We start from the raw sequence: 16,836 nt of genomic DNA on the forward strand, positions 1-16,836 counted from the left end.
GGTGTGATGCTTCCCGCGGCGGGTTCCGCTTCCGCTGTCCCCCAGCCGAAGGCCGTCGCAGACCGCCAGCAGGCGCAGCCCGAGAGCCACGACCTCACCCTGATCACCGGCGACGTCGTGCACTACGTGGACGGCGCGGGGAACCAGGACACCGTCACGGTGGACCGGCCCGACGGTGCGACCGGCGGCGTCCACGTGCAGCAGGCGGGCGACGACATCTACGTCCTGCCCGACGAGGCGACCGCGCTGCTCGCGGCGGGCAAGCTCGACCGTCGCCTCTTCAACGTCTCCGCCCTGGTGGAGATGGGCTACGACGACAAGAGCTCGGGCGCCATCCCGCTGATCGCCACGTACCCGCGGAGCACGGCGCGCGCGCTGCCCGCCGCCCCGAGCGGGAGTGAGACCGTCCGCCGGCTGGCCTCCATCAACGGCGCCGCGCTCAAGGCCGACAAGGGCGAGGCGCGGGCCTTCTGGAACGACATCGCCCGTACGGAGACGGCCCGTTCGCTGGACAACGGCCTCGCCAAGCTGTGGCTGGACGGCCGCGCCGAAGCGCTGCTCGCGGACTCGGTGCCGCAGGTCAACGCCCCGCAGGCCTGGGCCGCCGGCTACGACGGGAACGGCACCAAGGTCGCCGTGCTCGACACGGGCATCGACATGACGCACCCCGATGTCAAGGACCGCATCCTCGGCACGAAGAGCTTCGTGCCCGGCGAGGAGGTCGACGACAAGCACGGCCACGGCACGCACGTCGCCTCGACCATCGCGGGCTCGGGCGCCGCGTCGGGCGGCGCGAACAAGGGTGTGGCACCCGGCGCCGGCCTGCTCGTCGGCAAGGTCCTCAGCGACGGGGGCTCGGGCGCGGACTCCGGGATCATCGCCGCGATGGAATGGGCGAAGGCCGAAGGGGCCGACGTCGTCTCCATGAGCCTCGGCTCGCCGGTGCCGGACGGCGGCACCGACCCCATGTCGCAGGCGGTCGACGCCCTGTCGGCCGACGGCGGTCCGCTGTTCGTGATCGCCGCCGGAAACGCGTACGGCGCGGGCACCATCGGCTCGCCCGGCTCGGCGCAGAAGGCACTCACGATCGCCGCCGTCGACAAGACGGACGGCCGTGCGCCCTTCTCCTCCATGGGCCCGCTGGTCAACTCCTACGGTCTGAAGCCCGACCTGTCGGCCCCGGGCGTCGACATCAACGCGGCCGCCTCGCAGTCGATCCCCGGCATCGAGGGCATGTACCAGCAGATGTCCGGTACGTCGATGGCCACCCCGCACGTCGCGGGCGCCGCCGCCGTACTGAAGCAGCGCCACCCCGACTGGAGCGGCCAGCGCATCAAGGACGCGCTGATGAGCTCGTCGAAGGAACTGCCCGACTACACCCCGTACGAGCAGGGCACGGGCCGCCTGGACGTGAAGGCGGCGATCGACACGACGATCGAGGCCACCGGCTCCGTCGAGGTCGCGTCCTACGACTGGCCGCACGCGGCCACCGACCCGGTCGCCGAGCGGAAGATCACCTACCGCAACTCCGGTTCCGAGGACGTCACGCTGGACCTGTCGACGGGCACGGACTCGGCGGCGTACACGCTCTCCACCTCGAAGCTCACGGTCCCGGCGGGCTCCACCGCCGAAGCCGTCCTCTCGCTGGACCCCTCGAAGGTCCCGAACAACACCCTGTTCTCCGGGCAGGTCACCGCCAGGAACGCGGCGGGCACCACCGTCGCGCACACCGGCTTCGCGCTCAACAAGGAGCAGGAGCTCTACGACCTGACGCTCCGCCTCCGTGACCGTGCGGGCGAGCCGATGGACGGGTACGTCGTCTTCGCGGCACTGGGCGACCTCAACCTCGGTGTCGTCGCGGTCTCCGGCGAGACCACGCTGCGGCTGCCTCCGGGCAACTACACCGCGTGGAGCTCCGCGGACATCGACGGCGACCGCGCGGACTCGAAGGCCGTTGCCTTCCTCGCGGCTCCCGAGACGATCCTCGACAAGCCCACCACCGTCACCCTCGACGCCTCCAAGGCCCGCAAGGTCAGTGTGCGGACGCCGAAGGAGACGGAGACGCGCCAGTTGCGGTATGACATGGCACGCACCGCCCCGGACGGCACCGTCCAGCGCGACGCGTTCCAGATCCCGCTGACGTACGACCAGCTGTGGGCGAGCCCGACCGAGAAGGTCACGCAGGGCAGCTTCAGCTTCCTCACGCGCTGGCGGCAGGGCGAGGAGCTGATCGACGTGTCGACCGGCGGCCGTGACGTCCCCGTCACCGTCCAGGGCGGCTCGGTCGTCTCCGAGAACAGCGAGCGCGAACTCACCGGTGTCTTCGCCGGCAACGGCGCCGCGGCCGACTACGCCGGCCTGAACGTCAAGGGCAAGGCCGTCGTCGTCAACCGCAGCGACGCCGTCGCCCCCGCCGACCGGCTGGCCAACGCGGTCGCCGCGGGCGCCGCGGCGCTCTTCGTCGTCAACGACGGGCGCGGGGTCGCCATGGAGACCTACGTCCCCTGGGGCGAGGAAGCCGCCATCCCGGTCGCCTCCGTCCAGCGCATCGCCGGACAGACGCTGATCGACGCCGCGAAGCGCGGCAAGGACATCGACGTCGACCAGCGGAGGTTCGCGAGCTACGTCTACGACCTGGTCGACCGTCACGACGGCACCATCCCGGACCGTTCGCTGGCCTTCGCCCCGGACACCGACGAGCTGGCGAAGGTGGAGAACACCTTCTACGGCCACAAGGCCACGCTCGGCGGCGGCTTCCGCTACGACATCCCGGACTACGGCCCCGGTCTCGGCTTCGAGGAGTACGAGAAGTTCCCCGGCGTCCGCACCGAGTGGGTCAACCCGCTGCCGGGCGACTCCTTCTGGTACGAGAACCACTCGGTCCTCAACGCCGACGCCTCCGGCACGGCCGCCGAGATGCGCTCCACCGACCTGGACTACCGGGCGGGCCGCAGCTACAAGGCCGAGTGGTTCGCGCCGGTCACCCGTCCGCGGCTCGGTACCGGCTACTGGGGTCCGTTCCGCACGACGTACAACGACATCCAGTTCAACATCACACCGTGGACGGACTCCGGTGCGGGCCACTCCGGTTCGATGCCCGAGGACGAGTACGACACGACGTCGTACGGCTTCTACCAGGGCGACACACTGATCAGGAAGGGCGCGGGCCGCGCCGGATTCGCCTGGGACCTGTCGCCCGAGAAGCTTCCGTACCGGCTCGTCATCGACTCCGCCCGTGACGGCGAGCTGTGGAAGACCTCCACGCGGACCCACAGCGAGTGGAACTTCGTCTCGGGCGCCCTGGACGAGAACGGCCCGTACCAGGCCGACATCCCGATGCTCCAGCTGGACTTCGACGTCGACACCGACCTGGCCGGTGACGTCGAGGCCGGCCGGTGGACCGAGCTCGGACTCGCCTCCGGCACGCAGGAGTGGCTGGACGGCGCGGTGAAGGCCGACAAGGCCACGCTGTCGGTCAGTTACGACGACGGCAAGAACTGGGCGCCCGTGCAGCTCCGCAAGAGCGCCACGGGTGAGTGGACCGCGGTGTTCAGGACCCCGGCCAAGGCCGGCGGCTTCGTGTCGCTCAAGGCCCACGCCGAGGGGCCCGGCGGCCTCGCCGTCGACCAGGAGATCATCCGGGCCTTCGGCCTGAAGTGACCTTCTGAGCAGCCCGTCCGAGGTGGCTCCGCACCCCCGCACAACGGGGGTGCGGAGCCACCTCTTTCCTTTGCGCCGCCCCCGCGGGACCGAAGGGGTCCCGACCTGCGCCGCCCGGCCCCGGGGCCGGGCGGGGGTCCGTGGGGCCGTGCGGTTGGATGGGGCCATGAGCGTTCACGACGTTGCCCGTCACCTCCCCGGGATACCCGCCCTCCGCGACCTCTGCCGTGCCATGGCGATGCTGGACGCGATCCTGTGCCCCGAGTGGGCCGACCGGTGGCACAGCCACGACGCCCGGTGGTCGGCGTCGGAGGAACAGCCGCTGGAGATGGCCTCCATGCGCAACGGTTCGGGTGACGCGTACTCGATCGTGTTCTCGCCCGCGGGGGCGTACGCCCGCGGATTCGACCACGAGTCGCCGATGAGCCCGTACGTCGACGACGCGCTCTGGCCCGGCGTGCTCGACGACGTCCCGCCCGTCTTCCGGCCCTTCGTGGAGGAGCCGTCCTTCGCCGACGAGTCCGGGGTGCCCCTGGTGACGGCGTGCCTGTGGCGGGAGACCCCGGACAGCGCGTGGCGTACGGGAGACATCGACTTCCCCGAGGACGGGGAGACCGCGGACGGTGCGGACTACGTCTTCCAGCTCCTCGTCGCGGGCACCCCCGACGCCTATCTGGAATGGGCCGAGGACTACTACGAAGTCACCCTCGACCCGGACGCGGTGCGCCATGTGTACGGCCTGCGCCCGCTGACCGCCGAGGTGGTCGCGGCCCTGAACCCGGAGATCGCCCTCGCGGACCTGGCCGAGGACATCGAGGAGACCGGCTACCCGAAGAGCCCGTGACGGCAGCGGCGGCGCCCCTGCGGACAGGGACGCCGCCGGCGTACGGGATCACGGCCGGGACCGTCCCCGGTCAGCGCCCTGCCTGGAGCGCCGCCCAGGTGGCCGGGCCCACGCTTCCGTCGACCGTCAGGGTCCGGCTGCTCTGGTAGGAGCGCACCGCCGTGTCCGTCGCCGGGCCGAAGGCCCCGTCGGCCGCGACGGTGGAGCCGAGCGCCGCCGTCAGCGAGCGCTGGAGCCGCTTCACCGCGTCCCCGGAACTGCCCTGCGTGAGCGTCGGAGTGGTCCCGGCCGACAGCAGCGCGGTCCACGTCCTGCGGCCGACGACGCCGTCGGCGGTCAGCCCCCGGGCCTGCTGGAACGCCTGCGCGGCACTCTTCGTGCCGGGCCCGAACACCCCGTCCTCGGCGCCCGCGCCGTACCCCTGGGTGTTGAGCAGCCGCTGGACCGCCGTGACCTGCGGGCCCGTCGAGCCGGACTGCTGCGTGGAGTACGAGGTGAAACTCAGCCCGTCACTGCCGGACCCGCCGCCGGTGTCACCGCCGACGAGCTGCATGTAGTAGGTCCAGTTCCAGTTCACACCCGGGTCCGTGTGGTCGTTTCCGGGTGCCTCGCTGTGCCCGATGACGTGCGCCCGGTCCTTCGGAATCCCGTACCGGTCGCAGAGATGTCTGGTCAGCGCCGCGGACGAGCGGTACATCGAGTCGGTGAACCACGCCGGGTTGTCGACCCAGCCCTCGTGCTCGATGCCGAGCGACGAGGAGTTGGCGCTCCTCGCGTGCCAGGCGGTGTCGCTGTCGCGCACCATCTGGGTGATCTGGCCGTCCGAGGACCGGACCACGTAGTGCGCGCTGACCTGCGACGCCGGGTCCTGGAACCAGCTGATGGTGCCCGCGTACGAGCCCTGCGTGACGTGGACGACCACCTTGTCGACCGTCGCGGAGCGGCCCTTGGTGTAGTTCGCGGAGTTGGCGGGGACCCACAGGGCCGCGGGGTAGTCGGGGCTCACGGCGGTGACGCCGGCCGCGGCGAGGGCGCCCTTCTCGGGGGAGACGGGCCGGGAGGTGACGGTGACCTGTTCGCCGCCGGGGAGCGTCGTGCGCAGTCCCTCGGCCAGGAAGGTGTAGACGGTGTCCGCGTAGAGGGCGGCCGTGGCGTCACGCGCACCGCTGTAACGGGCGACGGCCGGGTACCAGGCATCGATGTCGCGGCGCTCCGCGCGGTCGAGTCCCAGCGCGTCGGCGTGGGCGCGCAACAGGGCGGCGCCGCCGAGGATGTTGGCCGAGGTGTCCCGGCGCAGGGTCGCGGCGGACTCGCCCGTCAGCGCGGCGGCCCGTTCCAGGGAGTGGTTGACGGGGTTGCTCACGAGGTGCATCACGCCGTAGCCGCCCGCCTGGCTGGGGAGCCCGGCATGGCCGTCGAGGTGGGTCTCGCCGTAGCCGACGGCGGTGAGCAGATCGCGCGGCACGCCGTACTCCGCGGCGGCCTGGGCGAAGGCCCGGTTCACGGGGTCCGCGGCGGCCGGTGCGGCGGTGGCCGGGGAGCCCGTCGCGAGGAGGGCGGTCACCGTGAGGGCCGCCAGGGCTGTTGCCCGGCTCCCCGGGTGGACGGCGGTGCGTCTGGCCATGTCTGCTCCTGCTCTGTGGGGGAGAGGAAAGGCCCTCGCACCCGAGGGGGTACCGAGGGCCGTCCAGGGCGCCCAGGCTATCGACGTGACCAGAGCATGACAATGACGCCTTGACGCTTCCGTCTCACGAACTCCCTTGACCGGTAAAGTAATTGAGCGTCGGTCGGGCCCACTGCCGGGCGGCCGACGAGTGCCGCCCGGCGTTGACGGTCCGGGGACTACCAGCGGTCCCGGTGGATGACGTCCGCCACCGGCCGCCGCCGCACGGGGCCGAAGTTGCCCTGCGGCCAGCCCACCGGAATCGCCGCGAAGGTCTGCATGTCCTCGGGGATGCCCAGCTCCCGCTTCCACTCCTGCTCCAGCATCAGGTGCCAGATGGTGATGTTCGCCGCGAGACCGAGGGCCCGCGCGGCGAGCAGGAGGTTCTGCACGCCGGGGTAGACGCACGAGCCCTCGGCGAGCGCCTGGAACCGCGTCTGCGTGTTCATCATGTGCTCGGTGCCGGCCGGGCCGAGCGCCTGCGCGGAAGCCAGCAGGCCCTCCTCGTCGAGGCGCGGCTCCGGGAAGCGGTAGCACGGGACGATCAGCGCGGGGGTGTCCGCGAAGTGGTCGCGCTGGTACTCGATGGCGGCCACCATCCGCCCGTACGCCGCGTCGTCCATGCCCTTCGGCGCGTACTTGCCGGTCGTCGCCAGATAGGCGTCCACGCACCGCTTCCACAGCGGGGCGAGGCGCGCCATCACCGCGCGGTCGGTGACGACGACGTACTCGTAACACTGCATGTTGCCGCCGCTGGGGCCCCAGACGGCCGCCTGTATCAGCTGCTCCAGCGTCTCGTCCGGCACGGCGTCCGGCTTGAGGCGGCGCATGGCGCGCATGGTGGACATCGTCGGGAAAAGGGCGGGCCCGTCGAGGGCGGACGCGTCGGAGGGAACCGTTTCGATGGTCATGATCGCGGAGTTTACGGGCCAAGCCCCGGCGCCGGGAGCCCCGTTGATCAGCTCCGCCGGAGCCTGACCACCGGGATGTCGCGGGTGGTGGCCCGCCGGTACTCCGCGTACCGGGGGAAGACCTCGACCAGGTGCGGCCACACCCGTTCCTTCTCCTCGGCCGAGAGCGTCTCGGCGACGGCGGAGAAGCGCTCCGTGCCGACCCGGAGCTCGACCTTCGGGTCGGCCCGCAGGTTCAGGTACCAGAGTGGGTGGCTGTCCGAGCCGCCGTTCGACCCCACGATCAGATAGTCCTCGCCGTCGCGCCCGTACATCAGCACCGTGCGGCGTGACACCCCACTGCGCCGGCCCACGTAGTCCATCAGCAGACAGGGGACACCGAGCTGCGTGGTGCCCTTCGTGCCGCCCGAGGACTCGTACAGTTCCGCCTGCTGGGCGACCCATCGCGTCGGGTTGACCTGAACGCCCGGGCCGTCCTTCCGTTCCGCCGTCATCTTCGTACGTCCCTTCTCGTAGGCCCCCGTCCGGATCCATCGTGCCACCCCGCTCGGACGCGGGGACGGAATAGCACACCTGGTCGTCCCCCCACCTCACGGGGGAACGCGAGGCGGACGGCGGCCCGCGAAGGCGTATAAAGGGTCCCTCCGGAGCAGCCGGCGCCCCCGATGGCATGTCCCACCCCCACGCGGCCGGCGTCACCGCGTACGACAGCGGAGGAGCGCCCCATGAGCACCTCGGAAGAGATCACCGCCCTGCTGGTGACGAAGTTCGGAACCGACCCCCTCGCCATCCGTCCCGATGTGCCCCTCCGTCAACTGCGCCTCGATTCGCTGGCGCTGGAGGAACTGCGGCTGCTGATCGAGGACCGGATGGACATCGACCTGGAGGACGTCGCGCTCACCTCGCGGGACACCGTGGGCCAGCTCGTGGCCGCCGTGCACGGCAAGGCCGCCGCGTGACGGGCCGCAGGCCCGCCGGTGCGTGGGGCAGGCCCGCCCTCGAACCGTTCAGCGCCGCGGTCACCGGCGTCGGGCTCGTCACCGCGGCGGGTGTCGGAGCGGACGCCGCCTGGCGCGGGGTCTGCGACCCCGCCGCTGTGCCGTCCGTCCACCGGCAGCCCGAACTCGACGGCCTGCCCTGCGACTTCATGTACACCATCACCGGCCTCGACACGAGGGCCCTGCTGGGCGTGGCGGCCCAGCGGCTGATGGACCGCTTCGCGCAGCTCGCGGTGATCGCCGCCCGCGAGGCCGTCGCCGACGCCGGACTCGACCCCGCGGTCTGGGACAGCGGCCGGGTCGCCGTCGTCATCGGGTCCGCGCACGGCGGGCTGCCCTTCTACGACGAACAGCACACCGCCCTCACCGAACGCGGCGCGCGGCGGGTGTCCCCGAAGCTCGCCCCGCTCACCGTCGTCAACAGCGCCGCGAGCAGCGTCGCCATGGACCTCGGTGTGCACGGCCCGAGCCAGGCCGTCTCCACGGCCTGCTCCTCCGGCACCGTCGCCATCGGCACCGCCCACCAGATGCTCCGCACCGGGGCCTGCGACATCGCCGTCGCCGGCGGAGCCGAATCGGTCCTCTCCCGGCTGCTGATCGCCAGTGCCTGCCAGATGAAGGCCGTCTCCACCCGCCGCGACGACCCGGCCGCGGCCTGCCGCCCCTTCGACACGCACCGCGACGGCTTCGTCGTCGGCGAGGGCGCCGGACTCCTCGTCATGGAGCGCCCCGAGCACGCCCGGGCCCGGGGCGCCACCGTCCGCGCCCGCGTCGCCGGTTACGGAGCCTCCAGCGACGCCCACTCCGCGGTCGCCCCCGATCCGGACGGCCTCGGTATCGAACGGGCGCTGCGCACCGCGCTGGCGGACGCGGGCCTGGGCGCCGCCGACATCGGCCACGTCAACGCCCACGGCACCTCGACCGTCGCCAACGACCTCATCGAGGCGACGATGCTCCACCGGGTCCTCGGCGAAGGCCCTCTGGTCACCTCCACCAAGGCCATGACCGGGCACACACTCGGCGCGGCGGGCGGCATCGAGACCGCGCTGACCGTCCTCGCCCTCCAACGGCAGCTGGTGCCGCCCACCGCCAACCTCGACGCCCCCGACCCCGGGATTCCCGTCGACGTGGTGAGCAAGGAGGCCAGGCGGGGCACCTTCGACTGCGCGGTCAAGACCTCGCTCGGCTTCGGCGGCCACAACGCGGCGCTCGTGCTCACCAAGTGACCGGAGGAACCCCCACCATGTCCGAGGAGATCATCCGTTCCCTGTCGGTGAACGGGCTCCGCTACGGCTACCGCGTCCTGCCGCGCACCACCCGCGACGGCGGACCGGGCACCGAACCCGTCGTCGTACTCGGCGGGGCGCTCCAGGGCATGTTCGGCTGGCCGCAGATGGACGACCACCTGGGCCCTTTCGCCGATGTCGTCACCGCCGACCTGCCCGGCATGGGCACGGCGGACCCCCTGCCGCCCGGACCCGGGGCCGGGATCCTGGTCGACGCGGTGACCGGGATCATCGACAGTCTGGACGCACCGAGGGTCAATCTCTTCGGGTTCTCGTACGGCGCCGCGATCGCCTTCGGCTGCGCGCGGCGCGACCCGGGCCGGATCGCCCGGCTGGTGCTGGGAGGCGTCCCCGCGCATATCGGCGAGGCGCAGCGCGGCTACTGGCGCCGGGCTTCGGCCCGGCTCGCCGAGGGGGACACGGAAGGGTTCGCGCGGCTCGCCGCCGACGGCCTGATGTGCCTCGACCCGGAGCGCCCGGTGCACCGCAGGGAGCTCGCCAGGCGCTATGTGCGGCGCTCCTTCCTGCACGCGCTCACCCACTCGCCGCACGCCGCGCAGACCCTGCGCCGCGCTTTGGGGGACCGCCCGGACTTCTCCGGCGGGCTGTCCGGTGTGCCCGCACTGGTCTTCGCCGGGGAGCACGACACGGTGACCTCGCCCGAACGGCAGCGGGCGTTCGCCTCGACCATCGAGGGCAGCCGCTTCCTCACGATCGACCGGTCCGACCACTGGGTGGTCCTGGAACGCGCCGACGACGTCGCCGAGCTCGTCACCCGCTTCTTCACCGACCAGCCGCTGGAACAGATCCGCCCGGTGGCCCTTCCGCACCAGGACCGGGCCGCGCGCGACGTGGCGGTGTCGCGCGCGGCCGGGTGATGTCGCCCTCGGTCAGCGCTTGTTGACCTGCATGCGGACGATCTGCGGGTCGTGGTCGCTCGCCTGGTCGGCGAACTCCGCGTTGATGTGCACCACGTCGTAGTCGAAGCGGGTCACGGCAGGGCTGGTCAGAATGTGGTCCAGCGTCTGCGAGTTGCCGTCGTACACGTAGCTGTACTGCTCCTTCGCGGGCAGCGTCGTGATGAGCGGCTTGAGCACCTCGCCGCTGGTCAGCGCGTCCATCGTCGGTGAGAACGCGAAGTCGTTGAGGTCCCCGAGCGTCACCACCCGGGCCGACTTGTCGGCTGCCAGCAGCGACTTCACGAAGGTGTTGACCTCCGCGGCCTGCTGCACGCGCTTGGTCTCGGAGCTGCGTACCGGCTCCTGGTAGCGGCCGTGCAGCGGCTGGTCGCCGCCCTTGGACGTGAAGTGGTTGGCGATGACGAAGACCGGCTTCCCGTGGAAGCGGAACTCACCCACCAGCGGCTTGCGGCTGTCGGCCCACGCGCTGCTCGCCGGGTTGATCCGGCCGGGCGACACCGAGAGCGTGGCGCCCTTCTTCGTGTCCACCACCGTCACGGGGGTGGTCGCGTCGCCGCCCGCGCGGTCCACGAACTCGACCCGCTCGGGGTTGAAGAGGAAGACGTTGCGGATGTTCCCGCCCGGCTCGCCGCCGTCCTGGCCGTCCGCGGGGGCGACGTAGCGCCACGCGTACTGCGGGCCGCCCGCCGCGACGATCGCGTCGGTGAACCGCTTCAGCGTTGCCTCGGAGCCGACCGTGCCGTCGTTGACCGCGCCGTTGTCGTCCTGGATCTCCTCCAGCGACACCACGTCGGGCGAGGAGAGGCTGACCGCGACGCCCGCGGCGAGCGTGTCGAACTTCGCCTGGTCGTCGAGCGCGTCCAGGTTCTCCACGTTGTACGTCGCCACGGCGAGCTCGTTGCCCCGCTGCCGGCGGGTGACCTCGCGCTGGAGGTTGTTGTCCGTGAGCGTGCCGAGTTCGGTGGCCTGGAGGTTGTAGCCGCCGAAGGACGCGTAGTCCATGACACCGGTCGTGGCGCCGGACAGCACGTCACCGACGTCCGCGACGGGCACGGGCTGTGCGGCGTCGAGCGACATGACCTTGATGCGGCCGGTGTTCTGGTCGGTGTACGAGGCGTAGAGCGTTCCGCCGCGGGCGGTCGGCTGCTCCTGGGGCTTGACCGTCACCCAGACCTCGTCGTACGCGGTCGTCGCCCCGGTGACCCGGGTGTCGGCGATGCGGACGCGGGTGCCTTCGAGCGACTCGTACAGATCGAGGGCGTACGTCGCCGGGGCGAGGGGCAGCGCGTCGATCGGACCGCCGTTCGCCGAGGGGGCGTAGGCGCCGGGCACGGAGGAGGCGTCGAGGACGACCGGTGCGGGCAGGGCGTTGCCGGAGGACAGCACGGTGGTCTTCGGGGCGGTGATCTGGGTGAGCGACTGGGCGGTGGCGGACGGGTAGTACTCGGCCACCTTCCCGCTGACCAGGACCGAGTCGCCCACGGCGACGGCCGGTGCGGTGCTCCCGGTGTAGACGAACAGCCCCTCGCCGGTACGGGCGTCGGCGTCGGGAGCGGTGTCCTGGATCCAGAAGCCGCGCGAACCGGTGGTCCGTACGCCGGTGACGACGCCCGGGACGCCGGCCACGCTCTGCCCGGCCAGCGGCGACAGGCGGGTCGTGCCCTGGATGTCGTGCACGCGGACGGTGCCGGGCTCGGTCGGGTTGCCGGGGTCGCCGGGGCCGGTGCCGCCGGACGTCTCGCCCGCCGCGTTGACCGGGGTCGGGGTGGCAGCCGCGAGGTCCGCGGCGTTGTCGTCGGTGTCGGCGAGGGCCGTGCCGCGCGCCACGGAGGCGGTGGCGGAGGCGCCGGTCACCGGGCTGCCCTCGCGCACGACGGCGGTGCCGTAGCCGACCAGGTCCACGATCCTGGTGTCGACGGCGCAGTCCGCGGCCGTCTTGCAGGTCAGGGGGGTGGTGCCGGAGACGAGGGCGACGGAACCACCGGACGCGGACATCGCGACCGTACCCGTGGCGTCCGCGGTGGGAAGGGCCACGGTGCCGCCCGTGCCGGCGGCCTGGGCGACGAGGTAGCGGCCACCGGGCGCGATGGACCCGGTGAGCGCGGAGACCTGCCACAGCGAACCGGCGGACGGGGTGGCCGGAAGGTACTGGACGCTGAAGCCCGACAGGCCGTAGGCCGAGGTACCGGCGTTGGCCAGCTCGATGAAGTCGCGGGTGAGCGTCGCACCCGAGTTGCCTCCGCCGCCGTAGACCTCGGAGATCACGGCGGTCGGGGACGGGGCCGCGAAGGCGGCGGGCAGGGCGGTCACCGACAGGGTTACGGCGACGGCGCCCGCGAGCAGAGCGGAACCGTGTCTGGATATGCGCACGTGAGGTGCCCCCAACTGTGTAGTGAGAGCAAAAGCTATGCGCGTAGAACGGGCGTGACAAGGCATCAGAGGTTAATTCCCCGCATCGCAGAGGTGTTCGACCCCGCTCCGGTGGGTATCGGGGGCCCCGCCGGCCCCGCCCTCCCTGCCGGAACGGCACGCTCCGCCGGGCGTCGCAAGGCGCCGGACGGGCGAGCAGCACCTAGGGCCTCTCGTTTGGATCATGCCGGGCTCGCGTGCCCTGGCGCGCGCATCTGCGGCGTTGTCGTCGGTCGCCGACGCTCCGCGTCGACTCCCTCCTCCGCCTTGCAGCTGCACGCACCGGACCCCGCTCCCTCATCCGCCCTGATCCAAACGAAAGGCCCTAGGGTGCGAGGCATGGCAGAGAGCGCTGCGCACCGGGGAACGGGCCCCGGCCCGGGGCCGGACCCGTCCGGTTCCGGTGCCCCCGACCCCCGCCGCTGGCAGGCGCTGGCCGTCTGCCTGGTGGCCGGATTCATGACCCTGCTGGACGTGTCCATCGTCAATGTGGCGCTGCCGTCCATCAAGGAGGGCCTGGACACCCCGGAGTCCGATCTCCAGTGGGTGCTGTCCGGGTACGCGCTCGCGTTCGGGCTCTTCCTCATCCCCGCCGGACGCCTCGGCGACGCCCGGGGGCGCCGGGCGGTGTTCATGGCGGGGCTGGCCCTGTTCACGCTGTCGTCCGCCGCCTGCGGCGCGGCCCAGTCCAGTCTCTGGCTGGTGATCGCCCGACTGGTCCAGGGCATCGCGGGCGGGCTGATCTCCCCGCAGATCTCCGCGCTCATCCAGCAGATGTTCTCCGGACGAGAGCGGGGCCGTGCCTTCGGCATGTTCGGCACCGTCGTCGGCATCTCGACGGCCGTCGGCCCGCTGCTCGGCGGACTGCTGATCCAGGTGGCCGGGGCGGCGGAGGGCTGGCGCTGGGTGTTCTACGTCAATCTGCCGCTCGGCGCGGTCTGCCTCGTGCTCGCCCGGCGGCTGCTCCCGGACACGCCGACGGCGACCCGGGTACGGGCACGCGACCTCGACCCGGTCGGCGTACTGCTCCTCGGCGCGGGGGTCCTGGCCCTCCTGCTGCCCTTCGTGCAGGCCCAGCAGTGGCAGGGCGACGGCAAGTGGCTCCTCCTGCTCCTGGCCGCGGCGCTCCTCGCCGCGTTCGTCGGCTGGGAGTCCCGGTGCGGTACGGGACCCACCCAACCGGTCCTGGACCTCTCGCTCTTCCGGCTGCGGTCCTACTGGCTCGGCTGTCTGCTGATCCTCCTCTACTTCGCGGGATTCACCTCGATCTTCTTCGTCACCACGCTCTACCTCCAGTCGGGCCAGCACTACACCGCCCTTCAGGCCGGCCTCGCCATCACCCCGTTCGCGCTGGGCTCGGGCGTCGCCGCGGGCATCGGCGGCCGGCTCGTCGGCCGCTTCGGCCGGCCCCTCGTGGTCGTCGGCCTCGCGATGGTGGCGGTGGGGCTCGCGCTCACCGCGCTCGCCGTGCACCTGGCGCCGGGGGCGAACGCGGGATGGGCGATGGCGGGCCCCCTGCTGCTGGCCGGTCTGGGCAGCGGCCTGGTCATCGCCCCCAACCAGACCCTCACCCTCGCCGAGGTGCCGGTGGCCACCGCCGGCAGCGCCGGGGGCACGCTGCAGACCGGCCAGCGCGTCGGGTCGGCGATCGGCATCGCCGCGGTGGGCTCGGTGTTCTTCGCCCAGGTGGGCCCCGAGGGCTGGGCCACCGCGTACGACCACGGGCTCATCGTCTCGGTCGCCTTCGTCCTGGCGGCCCTGGTCGTCGCCCTCGCCGACGTGGGGACCGCCCGGCGGGCCGGGAAACGTGCGCGGGAGTCCGTACGAGCAGAGAGGAGCGGGGCATGACCGACGACACGGGCGGGACCGCGAGCGGGGCGACGGGCGGGTCGGCGGGCGGCAACGCCTCGTACGGCCACCAGCCCTTCACCCGGTCCGCGAGCCACTTCGCCGACCGGATCACGGCCGACGGCCGGGACGGCTGGCCGGTGGAGGCGGGCCGCTACCGGCTGGTCGTCAGCCGCGCCTGCCCCTGGGCGAGCCGCGCCCTCGTGTCACGGCGCCTCCTGGGTCTGGAGGACGCCCTGTCGCTCGCCGTCGCCGACCCCGTCCAGGACGACCGCAGCTGGCGCTTCACCCTGGACGAGGACGGCAGGGACCCCGTACTCGGCATCCGCCTGCTGAGCGAGGCGTACGACGCACGGGAGCTCGGATATCCCGGCGGGGTCAGCGTGCCCGCGATCGTCGACGTACCGAGCGGCCGGCTCGTCACCAACGATTACCAGCGGATCACCCTGGACCTCGCCACCGAGTGGTCCGCGCTGCACAGGCAAGGCGCTCCGGACCTCTACCCCGAACGGCTCCGCGAGGAGATCGACGCGGTCATGGAGGACATCTACCGGGACGTCAACAACGGCGTCTACCGTGCCGGGTTCGCCGACGGCCAGGACGCGTACGAAGAGGCGTACACCGATGTGTTCCGCCGTCTCGACCTGGTGTCGGAGCGTCTCGCCGACCGGCGCTACCTGGTCGGGGACACCATCACGGAAGCGGACATCCGGCTGTTCACGACGCTGGTGCGCTTCGACGCCGTCTACCACGGCCACTTCAAGTGCAACCGCTCGAAGCTGTCGGAGGACCCCGTTCTGTGGGCCTACGCCCGCGACCTCTACCAGACCCCCGGATTCGGCGACACGGTCGACTTCGACCACATCAAGCAGCACTACTACCGGGTGCACAGCGGCATCAACCCCACGGGCATCGTGCCGCTCGGCCCCGACCTGTCCGGCTGGCCGGCCCCGCACCACCGGGAGGAGCTCGGCGGCCGTCCGTTCGGCGACGGCACCGCGCCGGGACCGGTACCCCCGGACGAAGAGGTGCCTGCGCGGGGACGTCCCTGACCCGGCCGCGTCCCGACGCCCCGTCCGTCCGGGGTTGCGGACAGTAGGTGTCCGCGAAGCCGCGTAGCGTGCCGTCCATGGCCGCGAAGACGAACCCTCCCGTGCTCTCCAGCCGCGCGCTCAACCGCGCCACTCTGGAACGCCAGTTGCTCCTGCGCCGCAGCGCCCTGCCGGCGAAGGAGGCGGTCGGGCATCTCCTCGGGCTCCAGGCGCAGAACACCAAGCCCCCGTACTACCAGCTGCACGCCCGGCTCGACGGCTTCAGGCCCGCGGACCTCTCGACGCTGATGGAGTCCCGCGAGGTGGTCCGCATCGTCACCCTGCGCTCCACCATCCACACCCACACCGCCGACGACGCCCTCACACTGCGCCCGCTCGTCCAGGCCGCGCGCGAACGGGAGCTGCGGCAGTTCCGGTCCGGGCTCGTCGGCGTGGACCTCGACCGGCTCACGGAGATCAGCAGGGAGCTCGTCGAGGAGCGGCCCCGCACGATGAAGGAACTGCGCGACTCCCTGCTCGGCCACTGGCCGGACGCCGATCCGCAGTCCCTCGCGATCGCCGCGCGCTGCCGCCTGCCCCTCGTCCAGGTCACCCCGCGCGGACTGTGGGGGCGGAGCGGGCAGGTCGCCCTGACGACGGCCGAGCACTGGCTCGGCCGCCCGTCGGAACCGGCGCCCGCACCGGACGAGACCGTCCTGCGCTATCTGGCGGCCTTCGGACCCGCCTCGGTGCAGGACATGCAGACCTGGGCCGGACTGACCCGGCTGCGCGAGGCGTTCGAACGGCTGCGGCCGGGGCTCCTCACCTTCCGCGACGAGAACGGCGTCGAACTGTTCGACCTCCCCGAGGCCCCGCGCCCCGACCCGGACACCCCGGCCCCGCCGCGCTTCCTGCCGGAGTTCGACAACGTGCTGCTCGGTCACGCCGACCGTTCCCGCGTCATCCCGCCCGCGTACAAGGGCCGCAACGGCAAGGGGAACCAGGCGTACGGGACCCTGCTCGTCGACGGCTTCCTCGCCGCGATCTGGCGCACGGAGAAGACCGCGGACCCGGCCGGGGACCCGGCCACCATCACGGTGCAGCCGCTCGGCACGCTCGGCCGCGCGCAGCGCGAGGACATCACCCGGGAGGCGGCCCTGATGCTCTCGGCGATGACGGAGGCGAGCACGTACGACATCAGGTTCGACACATTCGTCGACTTCGGGGATTAGGGCCTCACGTGTGGATCACGCCGGGCTCGCGGGG

Annotated in this window: 12 protein-coding genes; 8 read left to right on the forward strand and 4 right to left on the reverse strand. The window is 72.2% G+C overall.

Annotated features, from left to right (window positions below):
* The first annotated feature begins 6 nt into the window (after nucleotides 1-6).
* Both OG230_RS28725 and OG230_RS28730 read left to right on the forward strand, forming a co-directional pair.
* Nucleotides 7-3,660 (forward strand): S8 family serine peptidase, encoded by a 3,654-nt coding sequence (locus OG230_RS28725; protein WP_443051605.1) that lies wholly within the window; start codon nucleotides 7-9, stop codon nucleotides 3,658-3,660.
* A 166-nt stretch (nucleotides 3,661-3,826) separates the two neighbouring features.
* Nucleotides 3,827-4,504 (forward strand): hypothetical protein, encoded by a 678-nt coding sequence (locus OG230_RS28730; protein ID WP_328906631.1) that lies wholly within the window; start codon nucleotides 3,827-3,829, stop codon nucleotides 4,502-4,504.
* Between the two features lie 70 nt (nucleotides 4,505-4,574).
* Here OG230_RS28730 and OG230_RS28735 read toward each other — a convergent pair whose 3' ends face one another.
* The 3 genes from OG230_RS28735 to OG230_RS28745 all read right to left on the reverse strand — a co-directional run bounded on the left by OG230_RS28735 (nucleotide 4,575) and on the right by OG230_RS28745 (nucleotide 7,572).
* Nucleotides 4,575-6,128 carry an N-acetylmuramoyl-L-alanine amidase gene (locus tag OG230_RS28735; RefSeq protein ID WP_328906632.1) on the reverse strand — a complete coding sequence of 518 codons (1,554 nt, stop codon included), beginning with the start codon at nucleotides 6,126-6,128 and terminating at the stop codon, nucleotides 4,575-4,577.
* Nucleotides 6,129-6,346: 218 nt separating this feature from the next.
* On the reverse strand, nucleotides 6,347-7,078 hold the full coding sequence (locus OG230_RS28740) for a nitroreductase family protein (protein ID WP_328906633.1): 732 nt from the start codon (nucleotides 7,076-7,078) through the stop codon (nucleotides 6,347-6,349).
* 47 nt (nucleotides 7,079-7,125) lie between these two features.
* Nucleotides 7,126-7,572, reverse strand: coding sequence for a nitroreductase family deazaflavin-dependent oxidoreductase (locus tag OG230_RS28745; protein WP_328906634.1), 447 nt, complete (start codon nucleotides 7,570-7,572; stop codon nucleotides 7,126-7,128).
* Nucleotides 7,573-7,803: 231 nt separating this feature from the next.
* Between OG230_RS28745 and OG230_RS28750 the strand changes: the two genes are divergently transcribed.
* Genes OG230_RS28750 through OG230_RS28760 form a run of 3 tightly spaced genes read left to right on the forward strand, consistent with a single transcriptional unit; the run spans nucleotide 7,804 to nucleotide 10,240 of the window.
* Nucleotides 7,804-8,037: an acyl carrier protein gene (locus OG230_RS28750; protein WP_328906635.1), complete on the forward strand. Its 234-nt coding sequence runs from the start codon at nucleotides 7,804-7,806 to the stop codon at nucleotides 8,035-8,037.
* On the forward strand, nucleotides 8,034-9,302 hold the full coding sequence (locus tag OG230_RS28755) for a beta-ketoacyl-[acyl-carrier-protein] synthase family protein (protein WP_328906636.1): 1,269 nt from the start codon (nucleotides 8,034-8,036) through the stop codon (nucleotides 9,300-9,302). Before OG230_RS28750 ends, OG230_RS28755 begins: the two co-directional genes overlap by 4 nt.
* Nucleotides 9,303-9,319: 17 nt before the next feature.
* A complete protein-coding gene (locus OG230_RS28760) occupies nucleotides 9,320-10,240 on the forward strand; it encodes an alpha/beta fold hydrolase (protein WP_328906637.1) in 921 nt (306 codons plus the stop codon).
* Between the two features lie 12 nt (nucleotides 10,241-10,252).
* Here the strand turns inward: OG230_RS28760 and OG230_RS28765 are convergent, their stop codons facing one another.
* Entirely contained in the window at nucleotides 10,253-12,652 is a 2,400-nt protein-coding gene (locus tag OG230_RS28765) for an endonuclease/exonuclease/phosphatase family protein (RefSeq protein WP_328906638.1), read from the reverse strand.
* Between the two features lie 378 nt (nucleotides 12,653-13,030).
* On the opposite strand from OG230_RS28765, the gene OG230_RS28770 reads away from it, so the two are divergent.
* The 3 genes from OG230_RS28770 (at nucleotide 13,031) to OG230_RS28780 (ending at nucleotide 16,802) form a co-directional block, all read left to right on the forward strand.
* On the forward strand, nucleotides 13,031-14,539 hold the full coding sequence (locus tag OG230_RS28770; RefSeq protein ID WP_328906639.1) for an MFS transporter: 1,509 nt from the start codon (nucleotides 13,031-13,033) through the stop codon (nucleotides 14,537-14,539).
* Nucleotides 14,536-15,591 carry a glutathione S-transferase family protein gene (locus OG230_RS28775; protein ID WP_328906640.1) on the forward strand — a complete coding sequence of 352 codons (1,056 nt, stop codon included), beginning with the start codon at nucleotides 14,536-14,538 and terminating at the stop codon, nucleotides 15,589-15,591. The genes OG230_RS28770 and OG230_RS28775 overlap by 4 nt, the downstream gene beginning before the upstream one ends.
* 77 nt (nucleotides 15,592-15,668) lie before the next feature.
* Complete coding sequence (locus tag OG230_RS28780; protein ID WP_328906641.1) at nucleotides 15,669-16,802, forward strand: winged helix DNA-binding domain-containing protein; 1,134 nt, start codon at nucleotides 15,669-15,671, stop codon at nucleotides 16,800-16,802.
* Nucleotides 16,803-16,836 lie beyond the last annotated feature (34 nt).

Origin of the sequence: Streptomyces sp. NBC_00234 (genome assembly GCF_036195325.1) — a bacterium.
GTDB lineage: Bacteria > Actinomycetota > Actinomycetes > Streptomycetales > Streptomycetaceae > Streptomyces.